Source organism: Ruegeria sp. CDSA020 (genome assembly GCF_059612345.1).
In genome coordinates this window covers 1-13,536 of the sequence record NZ_JBXWQK010000017.1, presented here as the reverse complement: position 1 = coordinate 13,536, position 13,536 = coordinate 1, and the positions used below count along the sequence as shown (strand labels likewise).

17 protein-coding genes are annotated in these 13,536 nt (G+C 54.1%); 12 read left to right on the top strand and 5 right to left on the bottom strand.

Features of this window, described 5'->3' with window-relative positions; genetic code table 11:
• A partial coding sequence (radC, locus tag AC2FJW_RS19475) for a RadC family protein (protein WP_496751160.1) occupies positions 1-938 on the bottom strand: 938 nt, incomplete at its 3' end.
• Between the two features lie 314 nt (positions 939-1,252).
• Between radC and AC2FJW_RS19470 the strand changes: the two genes are divergently transcribed.
• The 11 genes from AC2FJW_RS19470 to AC2FJW_RS19420 all read left to right on the top strand — a co-directional run bounded on the left by AC2FJW_RS19470 (position 1,253) and on the right by AC2FJW_RS19420 (position 11,495).
• Positions 1,253-1,639 carry a hypothetical protein gene (locus AC2FJW_RS19470; protein ID WP_496699334.1) on the top strand — a complete coding sequence of 129 codons (387 nt, stop codon included), beginning with the start codon at positions 1,253-1,255 and terminating at the stop codon, positions 1,637-1,639.
• On the top strand, positions 1,636-2,178 hold the full coding sequence (locus AC2FJW_RS19465) for a hypothetical protein (protein ID WP_496751158.1): 543 nt from the start codon (positions 1,636-1,638) through the stop codon (positions 2,176-2,178). The genes AC2FJW_RS19470 and AC2FJW_RS19465 overlap by 4 nt, the downstream gene beginning before the upstream one ends.
• Positions 2,175-3,050: an RNA polymerase sigma factor SigJ gene (gene sigJ, locus AC2FJW_RS19460; protein ID WP_496751157.1), complete on the top strand. Its 876-nt coding sequence runs from the start codon at positions 2,175-2,177 to the stop codon at positions 3,048-3,050. The genes AC2FJW_RS19465 and sigJ overlap by 4 nt, the downstream gene beginning before the upstream one ends.
• A 566-nt stretch (positions 3,051-3,616) precedes the next feature.
• The gene (locus AC2FJW_RS19455; RefSeq protein ID WP_496751155.1) at positions 3,617-4,822 is read left to right on the top strand and encodes an urea ABC transporter substrate-binding protein; all 1,206 of its coding nucleotides are present in this window, start codon (positions 3,617-3,619) and stop codon (positions 4,820-4,822) included.
• 57 nt (positions 4,823-4,879) lie between these two features.
• Positions 4,880-5,746, top strand: coding sequence for an ABC transporter permease subunit (locus AC2FJW_RS19450; protein ID WP_496751153.1), 867 nt, complete (start codon positions 4,880-4,882; stop codon positions 5,744-5,746).
• Between the two features lie 12 nt (positions 5,747-5,758).
• On the top strand, positions 5,759-7,570 hold the full coding sequence (locus AC2FJW_RS19445; RefSeq protein ID WP_496751151.1) for a branched-chain amino acid ABC transporter ATP-binding protein/permease: 1,812 nt from the start codon (positions 5,759-5,761) through the stop codon (positions 7,568-7,570).
• Positions 7,563-8,261: an ABC transporter ATP-binding protein gene (locus AC2FJW_RS19440; protein ID WP_496751150.1), complete on the top strand. Its 699-nt coding sequence runs from the start codon at positions 7,563-7,565 to the stop codon at positions 8,259-8,261. Before AC2FJW_RS19445 ends, AC2FJW_RS19440 begins: the two co-directional genes overlap by 8 nt.
• Before the next feature lies 1 nt (position 8,262).
• Positions 8,263-8,415: a hypothetical protein gene (locus AC2FJW_RS19435; RefSeq protein ID WP_496751149.1), complete on the top strand. Its 153-nt coding sequence runs from the start codon at positions 8,263-8,265 to the stop codon at positions 8,413-8,415.
• Positions 8,399-9,760: an amidase gene (locus AC2FJW_RS19430; RefSeq protein ID WP_496751147.1), complete on the top strand. Its 1,362-nt coding sequence runs from the start codon at positions 8,399-8,401 to the stop codon at positions 9,758-9,760. The genes AC2FJW_RS19435 and AC2FJW_RS19430 overlap by 17 nt, the downstream gene beginning before the upstream one ends.
• A gap of 2 nt (positions 9,761-9,762) precedes the next feature.
• Entirely contained in the window at positions 9,763-10,899 is a 1,137-nt protein-coding gene (locus AC2FJW_RS19425) for a transporter substrate-binding domain-containing protein (protein ID WP_496751146.1), read from the top strand.
• Positions 10,900-10,949: 50 nt separating this feature from the next.
• Positions 10,950-11,495, top strand: coding sequence for an ANTAR domain-containing response regulator (locus tag AC2FJW_RS19420; protein ID WP_496751145.1), 546 nt, complete (start codon positions 10,950-10,952; stop codon positions 11,493-11,495).
• 357 nt (positions 11,496-11,852) lie between these two features.
• On the opposite strand, the gene AC2FJW_RS19415 is transcribed toward AC2FJW_RS19420, so the two are convergent.
• Genes AC2FJW_RS19415 through AC2FJW_RS19405 form a run of 3 tightly spaced genes read right to left on the bottom strand, consistent with a single transcriptional unit; the run spans position 11,853 to position 12,684 of the window.
• Entirely contained in the window at positions 11,853-12,383 is a 531-nt protein-coding gene (locus AC2FJW_RS19415) for an IS3 family transposase (RefSeq protein WP_496751143.1), read from the bottom strand.
• An 8-nt stretch (positions 12,384-12,391) separates the two neighbouring features.
• Entirely contained in the window at positions 12,392-12,571 is a 180-nt protein-coding gene (locus tag AC2FJW_RS19410) for a hypothetical protein (RefSeq protein ID WP_496751142.1), read from the bottom strand.
• Positions 12,568-12,684 (bottom strand): transposase, encoded by a 117-nt coding sequence (locus AC2FJW_RS19405; RefSeq protein WP_496751140.1) that lies wholly within the window; start codon positions 12,682-12,684, stop codon positions 12,568-12,570. Before AC2FJW_RS19405 ends, AC2FJW_RS19410 begins: the two co-directional genes overlap by 4 nt.
• A gap of 142 nt (positions 12,685-12,826) precedes the next feature.
• On the opposite strand from AC2FJW_RS19405, the gene AC2FJW_RS19400 reads away from it, so the two are divergent.
• Positions 12,827-13,051 carry a hypothetical protein gene (locus AC2FJW_RS19400; protein WP_496751138.1) on the top strand — a complete coding sequence of 75 codons (225 nt, stop codon included), beginning with the start codon at positions 12,827-12,829 and terminating at the stop codon, positions 13,049-13,051.
• Positions 13,052-13,158: 107 nt separating this feature from the next.
• Here AC2FJW_RS19400 and AC2FJW_RS19395 read toward each other — a convergent pair.
• Positions 13,159-13,536 (bottom strand): calcium-binding protein (locus tag AC2FJW_RS19395; RefSeq protein WP_496751136.1); only part of this gene is annotated, 378 nt, incomplete at its 5' end.

Genomic DNA, 13,536 nt, shown 5'->3' with positions numbered 1-13,536 from the left:
GCCGAAAGCTTCCTTGGCTTCGTAGATATCATTTCGATCCGCCTCTGGATCCGCCATTTGTCAACATGACCTAGAATGCCCATGGTATTGCAGGCATCCTGAATGCGTTCGGTCGTGAGAATGTCCGAGTTACTGGGAATCGGATCACCCGACGGGTGATTGTGAACCAGAATCAGCGAGCTTGCGTTCAGTTCCAGAGCCCGTTTGACAACCTCGCGCGGATAAACCGGCACGTGGTCGACCGTACCCTTGGATTGTTCCTCGTCAGCAATCAGAACATTCTTGCGGTCGAGATACAAAACGCGGAACTGCTCGATTTCACGATGCGCCATTGCGGTTCGGCAATAGGTCACCAGGGCTTCCCATGATGACACAACATCCCGCTTCATCACTTGGGCTTGCGCCATCCGGTGCCCGAAGGCTTCGACAATGCGGAGGTGGTAGTAGACCCAGTCGTTTGCCCCCTCCACCTTAAGAACCCGATGTTTAGAGGCCGCAATAACTCCATTCAGGTCACCGAACTCCGCCAGAAGTCGTTTGGCCAGCGGTTTGACGTCTATCCTAGGAATTGCGTTGAACAGAAGGAGTTCCAGCAGTTCATATTCGGGCATCGGGTCATGGCCGCCTTTCAGGAACCGCTGCCTCAATCGCTCACGGTGGCCCCAATAGTGCGGGCGTTTTGCCCCGTCATCGCCCTTTACCAAGCCGCCCCCTGCTGCGTTCTTTGGCGACAGTCGGTTTCGGTAAACATAACCGGGTGCGTTAGCCGGTTCGGTGACTACTTCAGGTGGCGGCGTTCGTGCCTCCAGGTCCTTAAGCCCTTGCATCGCGTCCTCTGAAAAGCCGTTCTGCCCGTCGTATTTGACCAACTTGCCGAACCTCTTTTTGTCCCGGCCTATAACCTCTTTCAGTTGGTCCAATATCTGACTTTTCATCATCGCACCCATCTCGTTACTGTGCCAAACGCACAATGACGGCGGCCCGGTTAAGAGATGGTAAACGACGTCTCGCTAACGTTGATTTCGAATGACCGCTCCGAGCCCTGACCAGACCTTGATCACACCTCGGTCTTTCGCTCATGCAGCAGGTCACGAACCACGCAAATAGGACATTCTCTGAGTGGCACGCAGATGGCGATGACGCAGGACAAAAGCAACAATTCGCTGCAGTTGCTCCAATGGCCGCTTTTTGAAGCTCGTCACAAACTCTGGTTCTGAATCGTCTTATCTGGAACCTCAGTTTTGGAGATAAGATGCGAAGAAAAATTTTGATTGGGGTTGGAGGGCTTTCAGTTCTGACAACCGCCTACATGTGGACCGCCACGCAACACTGGTATGACACGGTTCCGGGGGTCGCATACACAGGGCCACTGAACTTTCATTTTGCGAAGGATGTCGCCCTTGCCTATCTGTCAAGCGGAGTGGCTTTGATCTGGGCCGGTGTCAAACATGACAAATCAGCCGGACTCTGCGGCGCGTCCTGGCTCGTCCTGCATGCGCTGTTTCACATTTGGATCTGGCTTCATCGCGGCACTCCGGTGGATCTGATTGCGCTCACCAACCTGATAGGGATCCAAATACCCGCTTTTGCCGGGTTCATTTCCGCGCTCACCCTGAAGTCAGAAAGGGCAACACCATGATCCGCACGCTTCTAAAAATGGGCTTTCAGCGGTTCGGATCGCGATACAATTACGATACGGGCTACATGAGACATATCGCTGATACTTCGGCATCGGCGGGGATACGAGTGTCTATGCTACCGTTTTACAGCCAATTTCGTGGTCCTAACGACGCCCAATACGTCTGGGCTGGCGCAATGCTTGGATCGACGTTGGACGGTGACTGCGGGCCATGTGTCCAACTGATCGTCGATATGGCGCTTGAGGCAGGCGTTCCAAGGGACGAACTCACACTTTGCCTTCAAGGCGAAGCGATGGCGGCAGGGGATGTCGGCCTCGGCTTCCGGTTTTCCCAGGCGGCCATAGCGGACGGCCCCGAACTAGACGGCTTACGACGGGAAATTGAAGCACGTTTTGGCGCGGCGGCGGTCACTGCAGCCTCTTTTGCCGCATCAAGCGGACGGATATACCCCGTGTTGAAACGTGGCATTGGCTTCGGTCAAACCTGTGGCCGCGTGAATGTCGAGGGCGAGGCAGTAATGGTATCGCATCAATCATGAACACGGTCGCAGACATATTTGAAGCGGAACGCCCAAAGCTGACATCACTGTGCTATCGCATGCTGGGTGAGCGAGCGGGTGCAGAGGACGCTGTACAAAACACATGGCTGAAATGGTCAGCAACCGACACGACCCAGATTGACAACCCGGCGGCCTGGCTGCGCCGGGTCGCTACGAATATCGCAATCGACACGTTGCGTTCCGCGCATCGCCAACGCGAGGTCTATGTCGGCCCCTGGCTTCCTGAACCCCTGATTCAAGGTGAATCGCAAGAGCCTGTGCATCCGTTTGAGCTTGCCCAGGAATGCGAGCTGGCATTGCTGTGGGCCATGGAACGGCTCACTGAACGAGAGCGTGCGGCATTCATTCTGCGAGAGGCGTTCGACGCCAGCTATTCGGATATTGCAGACACCCTTGGCGCAACCGAAGCCGCCTGTCGCCAACTTGTCAGCCGCTCGCAAAAGAAGTTGCAGGACTCAGGCCCCCGTTTCGATACAACTCCGGAAGAAGTCGCGGACTTGAGCCAACGCTTCTTCATGGCGATCATGGCCGAAGACTTCGACGCCGCTCTGTCATTGCTGACACCCAATTCCGTGGCAATCTCTGACGGTGGAGCGAAAAAACGCGCGGCGCGGCGTCCATTGATAGGTGGCAGTGAGATTTTGCAGGTGTTCCAGGCTTTGTACGAAAAAGCACGCCATGAACCGGGCTGGACGACCCGGGTAGCAACAGTGAATACCAAACCCGCCTTGTTGCGCTATCAATTCGGGCTGCTGGACTCCGTCACAACGCTTGCACCCGATGAAAATGGGAAAATAGCCTGGCTATACATCATGAGAAATCCAGACAAATTTGGGGTGGTCGAGCAATAGAGAAATCGCGACAGCGGTCATTGGCTGCGCAGTGGAAGCCAGTCAAAATAGGCTCAGCGCTGCCGTTCTCTGCGGCTTGCACCAACTGGCCGTATGAGCCCTTACCAGCCATTGCCGAGTGACTTAGCTGCTGTGGGTGCATTCGGCAGGTCACAGCCCTTATCAGACATTCGACATCGCCTAAGTGTTCGCTCACGCAGCGGGCCGCTAACCGCGCATTCCGGACGTTCAGAACGAGGTGGCAAAAAGCAGATGAGCGGTACAGAGCTTCCGTTCGGACCATCTAAATAACTGTCTGCTTAACGACTCAAAGCGGCAGAAATTTACTTCGAAGGCAATCTTCAAAACACCTACGCCACGATATTCTTGTGACAATTCATACAGTTAAGATTACATCTTTCTGATGCGCTTGACATTTGTTGGCGGATTCGATTTGCTCTACCGGTGCAACGAAGCACCTGACATCATCAAGCATCGCAGCTGAGCATTCGTTCTGTTGCGATTTTTTGTGTCGAATCAGCACTCAGATGCTCAGCCTGTAAAACAAAACAGGGAGACTATCTGAAATGAAAAAATACCTCACATCCAGCGCGGTGGCACTTGCGGCCGCATTGACGGCTTCCGCTGCCGCTGCCGAAGTCAAGATTGGTGCGATTTTCGATCTAACCGGCGGATTGAATATCTACGGCATTCAACAAGACAATGCGCTCGATCTGGCAGTTGCAAGCGTCAACGAGGCCGGTGGCGTAAATGGCGAAGAAGTTGTCGTCGTCGGGTATGACGCCCAATCCGAACTTTCCAAATACACTCAGTTCGCACAAACCGCAGTCCTGCGTGACGGAATCTCTGCAATGTTTGCCGGACTGACCAGTTCTTCGCGCGAAGCCATCCGTCCGATTTTCCGTGAAGCCAACATCCCATACTTCTATTCCTCGCTCTATGAGGGTGGTGCTTGTGATCGTCAGACGTTCGTGACCGGCTCTTCCGCGTCACAGCAGTTGAGCGTTCTGATGGAATGGGCGGTCGAAAACTACGGCCCACGTGTTTACATCATGGCCCCTGACTACAATTTCGGCACGATTTCCGGGCACTGGATTCACGAGTATGCAAAGCAGTTCGGTGCTGAAGTCGTTGGCGAAGATTACCTCGCCTTGTCCGTGACGGACTACGCACCGACGATCCAAAAAATTCAAGCTTCGAACCCAGACGTTGTGGTCGCTCTTCCTGTGGGTTCAGCGCAAACTGGCTTCCTTGAGCAATTCGCAGCTGCGGGCTTGAAGGAGAACATCGGTGTGGTTTCAACCAACTATGGATCGGGCAACCAGCAGGTCGTCGTGTCTCCGCAAGCAGGCGAAGGTCTTGTGTCTGCGATGGGTTACTTCCCGTCAGTTGAAAGCGACGCCAACACGGCATTCCTCGCCGCATGGGAAGAAGCCTATGGAACTGACACCCCTGTTGTTGCGGGCGCGGTAGACGTCTGGAACGCTGTTCACCTCTGGGCTGCGGCCGCAAACAAAGCTGGCTCGACAGACACTGATGAAGTGATTGCGGCATTGGAAAGCGGGCTGTCGTTTGAAGCGCCGAATGGCACTGTCACGCTGGAGCCAGGTTCACACCATTTGCGTCAGGACATCTATATCGCCAGCGGCAATGCAACCAATGGTTTCGATATCATCCAGACCTTTGAGAACTCTGCACCGACTTACGAGAATGAGGTCTGCGACTTGGTGGCCAACCCTGATCTGGCAGAGCACTTCACGCCTGAAGGCTAAGAATACATAACAAAAGGGGCATCCGAAAAAGGGTGCCCCCACCTTTGGGAGGTTTCCATGGAACTCGATTTCCTGGCGACAGTTTTGCTGTCGTCTTTATCCAGCGCGTCCATTCTGCTGATCGCCACGCTTGGTCTTGCCGTTGTGTATGGCCTGATGGGCGTCATCAACCTAGCACATGGCGAATTCATCATGGTCGGGGCTTATTCTGCACTGACCGCAACACAGATCGGGCTTCCATTCTTGTTGGCCATACCATTTGCCGTGGCCATGACCATGCTGATTGGCGCAATCGTCGAGTTGTTAATCATACGAAAGCTCTATGGACGGCTCTTTGATACAATGCTGGCCACATGGGGCCTTGGCATGGTCTTCAACCAAGTTGCAGTTCTGTTGTTTGGCACCGTGTCTCCGGGCATCGGAATGCCCCAATGGAGCTTCAAAATCGGTGAATTCAGCCTCGCAGTATACCCAATCTCGATGATTTTTGTGGCGGCAGCGATGCTGGCCTTTGTTTACTACCTGATGACGCACACGGTGTATGGCATGAAGGCGCGAGCCTCGATCCAGCAACCGCAGATGGCTCAGGCCATTGGCATCGACTCGTCTCGTGTAAACACCATGACCTTTGCAATCGGATCTGGCCTCGCCGGATTTGCTGGTGCGATCCTTCTCCCTATCATTCCAGCAACACCGTCGATGGGCCTGTTCTTTGCTGTAAAAGGCTTCCTGACAGTTGTCGTCGCCGGTCCGGTTGCATTGACAGGCAGCGCGCTTACAGCCCTTGGCCTTGGTGGCGGTGCATCCGTGACAGCCAGTTTCATGACGTCGGTCATTGGCGATGTCTTCTTCTTCCTCGTGACCGCTATTCTGCTTTGGCTCTACCCGATGGGTATTTCCGCCAAATGGCGTCGCAAGCTGTAAGGGCCATCCAATATGTTTGAAAAACTTCATCATAATGCAGGACTGATCTTTCCAGCGCTTGCCACATTAATCGCTCTGGTTTTGTCCGGCACTTTAAATCCCTACCTAGCGTTCGTCGCCACATCATGGATCATCTTTGGCCTGCTGGGCCTAAGCCTAGATGTCATTTGGGGGCGTGGGGGCTTGCTCAGTCTCGCACAAACCGCCTTTTACGGATTGGGCGGCTACTTTGGCGCCGTCATTGCGATCAACCTTGCACCGTCCACTGGGATGACCTTGGTCTGGGCACTGCCATCAGCCGCCATATTCGGTGCTCTGATCGCCGCAGCCCTTGGTTATGTCATTTTCTATTCCCGCATGGGTGAGCTGCAAAGCACCATCCTGTCTTACACGTTCACGCTTTTGCTTTGGTCTGTGACGCAGACCTTCAAGCTAGATGTGGGCGAAGCGGTTATCGGCGGCGACAATGGGCTTTCTAACATCCCCGGAATTATTCTGGGATTTGGTTCTGAAGCTAAAAAGCTTAGCCCAAATGACGCCTTCGCAGCCGTCGTAGTTATCAGCGCTGTGATCTACTTTTTCACGCGTTGGCTGATGCGCAGCAACTTTGGCAAGGTCGTGGATTGCGTTCGCATTGATATCGAGAAAACGGAACTTCTGGGCTATGATATTCGCAAGGTTCAGGTACTGAACTTCGCCTATTCGGGGGCCATCGCAGGTATTGCAGGCGCGCTCTTTGCGTTGTGGGCAAACTACCTGAACCCATCGATCTTCTCCGTTCAAGAGGCGCTTCTCGTTCCGATTTACGTCTTGGTTGGCGGTCTGGGAACGCTTGCTGGACCTTTTCTGGGCGCGCTCATTATCGGGGGTCTTTCATTTTGGCTCGGCGGCGGGGCAGCTGGCGGCCAAACAACCCTGATCCTTGGCGCAATCCTCATTCTCCTGGTGATGTTCTTGCACAATGGGTTCTTGGGCGCGTTGGATAACCTTTGGAAGAAATTCCTTCCTGATCCGAACGATGCCGCTCGCAATGCGGGCGCTGTAAAGATCGATACCGAGGTACTGGACAGCATTCTTGAAGAGGCGGCCGCGCAGGCCGGACCCGCGAAGAATCTCTCAACCGATGAAGCGTTCAAGCAGTTCGGGGGTGTTATTCCAGTCAACAAGGTTTCGCGCGACTTCACGCCAGGCCAGCCTTACTCACTCATTGGCCCCAACGGCGCGGGCAAAAGCTCGTTCTTGAAAACCTGTGTCGGCATTTATCGCCCCGAGGGCGGCAAGATCCTTCTCGACAAGGATGACGTCACCAAGGCAGCGATCTTCGAGCGTGTTCACAAAGGGATGGGCGTCAAGAACCAGAAGCCCCAGGTCTTTGGTGAAAACACCGTAATGGAAAATCTGTGGATCGCCGCCTTTGCGCGCACAAAAGACACAGCGGAAGCCAACAAAACAGCGTCTCGCATCCTTGGGATGCTTGGCATGGAAGGGCAGAAAGCCGTTCAAGCTTCAGCTCTGTCCCATGGTCAACAGCAATGGCTCGATATCGGTATGGTGCTCTGTCTTGCACCGCGTGTTGTTCTTTTGGATGAGCCAGCCGCAGGTATGACGAATGAAGAAACCCGTGAGCTGTCCTTGCTTGTGCGCACGTTGGCCAAGCATACCACTGTCGTTGTTGTGGAGCATGACATGGAGTTCGTTCGCACTTTGGAGGGGCACGTCACAGTTCTTCACCAAGGCAAGCTATTTGCAGAAGGGGATATCGACACGCTGAGAGCAAACGATGCTGTCCTCGACATCTATTTGGGGAGAGGTGAGCATGTTTAAGATCAGCAACGCCACTGGCGGTTACGGAAAAACCACCATCATTCGAGACGTATCCATTGAGGTGAAAGCTGCTGAAATCGTCGCGCTGCTTGGACGCAATGGGGTCGGTAAATCCACGCTGATGCGATACGCGACAGGGCTTATCAAGGCGACGTCTGGCGCAGTTGAGATTGCCGGGGAAACTGCCCCACCGTCGCCAGCAAAGCGGGCGCGTTTGGGGTTGGGCTATGTTCCGCAAGGCCGCTTCGTTTTCCCACGGATGTCTGTGGTCGAGAACATCGCCGTCGCGGCCGCATCAAATGGTTTCGATCCAAAGGAAACTGTCGCTGAGATGTTAGAGGATTTTCCCCTCTTGCAGCCCAAAGCAAATGATCTTGCAGGCGGTTTGTCCGGTGGCCAGCAACAGGTTTTGGCTCTGGCGCGCGCTCTCGCGATCCGTCCGAAAATCCTACTTCTTGATGAGCCGACCGAAGGTGTTCAACCTTCGATCATTGACGAGATGGCCGGCGTTCTGAAGCGGATCAACCAAGAACACGAGATTGCAATTCTTGTTGCCGAACAGAACCTCGATTTCTGTCTGTCGATTTCCGAACGTGCTTACGTCATGGAGAAAGGCTCGATCCGGATGGAAACGGATCGGGACAGCCTACGTGCTGACAAAAAGCTGCAACAAGAATTGTTGGGGGTGTGAGATGAAAGATTGCACTCTTTCCGACGATCAAAAAAAGCGCATTCAAGCAACCTTGAAACGCATCCGCGAAGGTTTGGATAAAAGACAGAAACCTGTGTTTTCCGAGCCTGCACATAGTTTCGCACCGGAGGCATACGATGAAAAAGGCGTATGAATCACTTGCCGAGCAATCACGGGCATTAGCAGAGGGCCAAACAACGGCCGTGGCCCTGGCACAGGCCGCTTTGGAAGCTGCGGAGCATCACAAAGACCTGAATGCCTTTGTCGCGCTTGATCCAAATGTGGTTCTTGAACAGGCCAGGGCATCGGACATTCGGCGCGAAAACAACATGGTAGCGAGCCCTCTTGATGGATTGCCAATCGCCGTCAAAGATAACTACCTGACCAGCGATTACCCGACCACAGCGTGTTCAGACGCCCGCCCCGCTGAGCCTTCAGGGGTGGATGCAACGGTGATCGCCAACCTGCGTGCAGCCGGCGCAGTGATCTTTGGCAAAACCAATATGCATGAATGGGCCTATGGTGCGACCAACACCACGTCATGCTTTGGGGCCACTCGAAACCCTCACAACCTCGAACATATAACAGGCGGCAGCAGCGGTGGTTCCGGGGCAGCCGTGGCGGCGGGCATTGTTCGCGGAGCGCTCGGCAGCGATACAGGTGGATCGGTTCGCATTCCATCATCAGCATGTGGCATTTACGGCTTCAAGCCCACCTATGGACGCGCCTCTCGTTATGGTGTTTTGCCGCTCAGTTGGTCTCTGGACGCGCCTGGACCGATGGCTGCATCTCTGGATGATCTTGAATTGATGCTTCCCTTTTTCCTGGGCCACGATGCCAAGGATGCTGCCACTCAGTCGGCCAGACCATTTACAAGCTACGACCATGAAGGCCCGATCCGGATCAGGAACCTGACTGGCCAATGGTTAGAACGATCCGAAGAGGTGGACCACGCTCTCACGATGGCATTCGACCGGATGGCAATCATCCGAGATGACGTCGTTCTGGAGAACATGCCAGCCTATTTCGCGGCATGGGAGGCCATATTGCACAGCGAGGCATCAGCCTATCATCAGGAGCTTCTTGAACAGAACGGCGCCGGGTATTCCCCTGTCACGCAAGCTCACTTGGAAGCTGGTATGCAGCTCACCGGAGTAGAAGTCTTGAATGCACAGACACTCCGAGCAGAGTTTACCCGGCACCTCTTACAAGAATTGGGCGATTGGGATGTGCTAACATTGCCGACGCTGCCGGTTCCTGCCCCAAAACATGGAGATGATTGGCAGGAGTTCGGTGGCGTCCGAGTGACAACACAAGACAGTATGACGTGGTTTTGCTGGCCCGGAAACCTCGCAGGTCTCCCATGTCTGACTGTGCCGATTTCAGTATCGACAGATGGCTTGCCGATTGGGATGATGTTTATGGGTCGGCCCGGTCAGGATGAAAAGCTATTGGCGATGGTCAAGACATTGGAGGCAAGCGGGTTGAAAGGAATGTGAGTATGGAGCAAGAAAAGCTGAAGTTGGGCGTGTTGTTCTCGCAATCTGGGCCAATGGCCGTCACAGAACACGCGCATCTTCAAGGTGTGTTGTTGGCCTGCGAAGAAATAAATGAAGCTGGCGGTGTCGGTGGCCGCCACTTAGACCCCATTATCCTAGACCCAAAAGGAGACGACCGGCGCTATGCGGAGCTGGCCGCCGAGTTGCTACTGAAACATCAGGCAAATTGCATCATAGGATGTTGCCTGTCTTCAAGCCGAAAAGCTGTTCTGCCTGTCATTGAGCGCTTCAATGGTGTTTTGTTTTACCCTTCGGTTTACGAGGGATTTGAATACACACCCAATGTCATCTATGGCGGAGCGGTCCCCAACCAGATGGTTATCCCACTCCTTGAGTATATATTCGAACATCATGGTCGCCGGATCGCACTTCTGGGATCGGACACTTTATATGCCCGTGAGATCAATCGAATTGTAAAGGAGTTCCTGGGGGATAGTGGCGGCGAAGTCGTTGCGGAAAAATACTTCCACTTTGGCGTGTCTGGCGATGAAGTCCAACTGGAATTGAACCGAGCGTTGGAACATGCGCCAGATGTCATCATATCGACGGTCGTAGGCGAGGACAGCGTTACGCTCTACTCAGCTTATGATGAAGGTGAAAATTTACCGGAACGCCCACCGATCGCCTCTCTGACAACAACGGAATCTGAATTGGACAAAGTGAACGCCTCGTCACGCGCTGGTCACCTTGCCGTTTCGCCGTATTTTGCGTCTATGAAGTCTCTCGCAAATGGGAAATTCGTAGATGCGTTTCAAAACCGATTTGGTCAGGCCGTGAAGCCAAGCGTCTATTCAGAAGTAACCTATGCCCTCGTCCATTTCTTCGCGAATGCGACCAAAGTTGCTGGCGGATCAGATACAGATAGCATTTTGTCGGCTCTGTCGGGTGCAGTCTTGAAGTCGCCGAGCGGCGACCTATCGATTGATCTGGACACCAACCATTTTGCATTGAGGCCAATGGTCGGGCTGTCGAATGATCAAGGTCATTACGAGGTGGTCTGGAAAAGCCCGACACCAATCGCACCCGATCCATACCTGGTGTCATATGATCGAACTGTAAACAACCGAGCCACAGGATGAGCGAGGGTTCTGCGCCCATTGACCAGAACCTTTTGCGCCGCCTGCGCAGAATGCGTTTGCTGTTGATTCACCCGCCCGACGACGACCGGGGGAAGTTGCTCGCACATCTGAAGAGGATTGGGTGTCAGACCGACACGATTTGGCCCGCGCCCGATGTCCTTCCAGAGAGCGCCGATGTCGTGTTGTTTCCGGTTAGCAAGAAAGAAGATGATACCGCCTATGCTTGGATGGCAGGTGACGAAAACATCGCCCGGATCGCAATCATTGCCTATGAAACACCCGAGATTCTGACTGAACTTGGCCGCTTGCACGTGCATGGGGTCATGTCGAAGCCAATCAGGGTATTTGGTGTTCTAGCGGCGCTGGCCACTGCCGTCAGCATTGCCAGGCATGAAACCCGATTGAAGCAGCGTATCAAATCGCTGGACGACACTCTCAAAGCGCGCCGCACAATTGAAAAAGCGGTGACGATCCTTTGTGAAACCCGGTCCATTGGTGAAGACGACGCGTATAAACGCCTGCGTGAAAAGGCGATGAAGGATAACACGACCATTGCTTCCATCGCTGAAGCTATCATCGCATCGACCGGCATTTAATTCGTTCTCAATACGCAGTTCGGAAATCCCATCACTTCCCTGATGTCGAAGGTACTATATCTGGCCCAGGCGTCTGCTTTGTATGGAGTGATCGCCCTTGGTTCCGAGCGCAGAATTTGTCGAAATCGGGCTCGCTGCGGTCATTCTCCGCGGCGAGCCCGAACAAGTCGTTTGGAGCCCTTATCAGCCATTGCCGAGTGACTTTGCCGCTGTGGGTGCATTCGGCAGGTCACAGCCCATTGCGGACCTTTGACTCTAGGTGCCCGTCAATTGTCTGAGTGAAATGACCGACCGTCAGCTGCGAGCCCATATTGACGGATTCTGCACGATGCACCAACGACTGCTCCTGTCCGGCCACTAGACACATTCGTATTTGAGGGACCGCCAGAGCCGTTCCACGAAGATGTTGTCGAGGAACCGACCCTTGCCGTCCATCGAGATACGCCACGCCAGAACCTTGCGTGTGTGCCAGTCCATAATCGCGACCAGATACAGAAAGCCCCTGCGCATTGGCAAATACGTGATGTCGGCACACCACACCTGATTGGGGCGCTCCACCCGTAGGCCACGTAATAGATAGGGATAGGTCCTATGCCCTTTCGCTGCTTTGCTGGTGTTTGGTTTCTGATAGATCGGCATCATGCCCATCAGCCGCATCAAGCGTCGGATGCGCTTCTCGTTCACAAGGTGCCCGCCGTTTCGGAGATGCCAGGTCATCTGGCGGACACCAAAGATCGGCGTATCCAAGAACTGCTCGTCGATCTGGCGCATCAGCATCAGGTTCAGCGCCGTCTCGCCCTTGGGCGAGTAGTAAAACGATGACCGCGAGATCGACAGCAACTTGCACTGTTTGCCAATCGACAGGTTGGTATTGGCAGGCTCAATCATCTTGCGCCTCACTTGCCGATCCACGGTTTGAGCTTTCGTGACAAAAAATCGTTGGCGACGGCCAGCTCCCTGATCTTCGCGTGCAGTTCTTTCACCTGCTCCTCGTCGATCTCTGGGGACTTCTTTCCGCCTCGTTCAAACACGCCGGACGCGCCTTCCAGCAGAGCGCGTTTCCAACTGTGGATCATCTGGGATGGACGCCAAATTGGTTGGCAAGCTCTGCAACAGTTCGCTCACCCTTCAAAGCCTTGAGCGCGACTTTCGCCTTGAACTCGGGTGAGTGGTTCTTCCGTTTCGGCATCTCTGATCTCCTCTTCGTCGAAGACCAGCAGACAGTAAATCATAGCTTACGTCAGTGTCCGAATTTCTGGGGGTAGCTCAAACCCGAGGCCAGTGGACGGGGCGTCAAAGATCCCTCAGATTTGCACCAGGTCAATGAACGTTTGCGCGAAACCCTGGGCCGGTCGGAAGAGGTTGGACTGGATGAGGGCGATGATGGCAAGGACAAATCGTCAATCCGGGATCGGCTGGAAGGTGTGTTGAACAAGCCGCGTGAGATGTTGGAATTGGATGACGGGCGTGAGGCGGAACAGGATCACGACAAAGAGATTGAGCAGGAACGGGAAATCGATAGAGACAGAGATCGTGGAGAAGGACACAACCTCTGAATTGCCCTAGGTGAGGGGGGCGGGTTTAGATTCAGCCCAAGGGCTCACAACGAGGGCGCCACACCGGGCGCGCTCGTCGCGGCTTTCTCAGCAGTGGCTTTAGCTGGTCAAACAAACACCAAACTGTCATCAACAATTGGGGCCGTGAGCAAATCGCTCCTTGTCCACTCAACACCATCCGCGAACTCGATGGTTTCAACACCATAGCGATTGCTTGAAACCAGTTGATCCAGGAATGTGATCTGCTCGCCATTTGAGAGCGTTAGAACTACATCGTTTGGATCAGACTGCAAACGTGCAACGGTGACGTCTGTAGAACTGATGTCAGTGAATACAAACTCGTCATCGCCTTGATAGCGATCATAGTCGGTGATCGAATAAGACCCGTCACCCGAGTTGTGAACATAGGTCTCGTCCCGTTCCGTGCCGACAACCGTGCCAGTTGCCTTCATATCGGAAACCATCTGGTTGCGGAAAGTCGTATG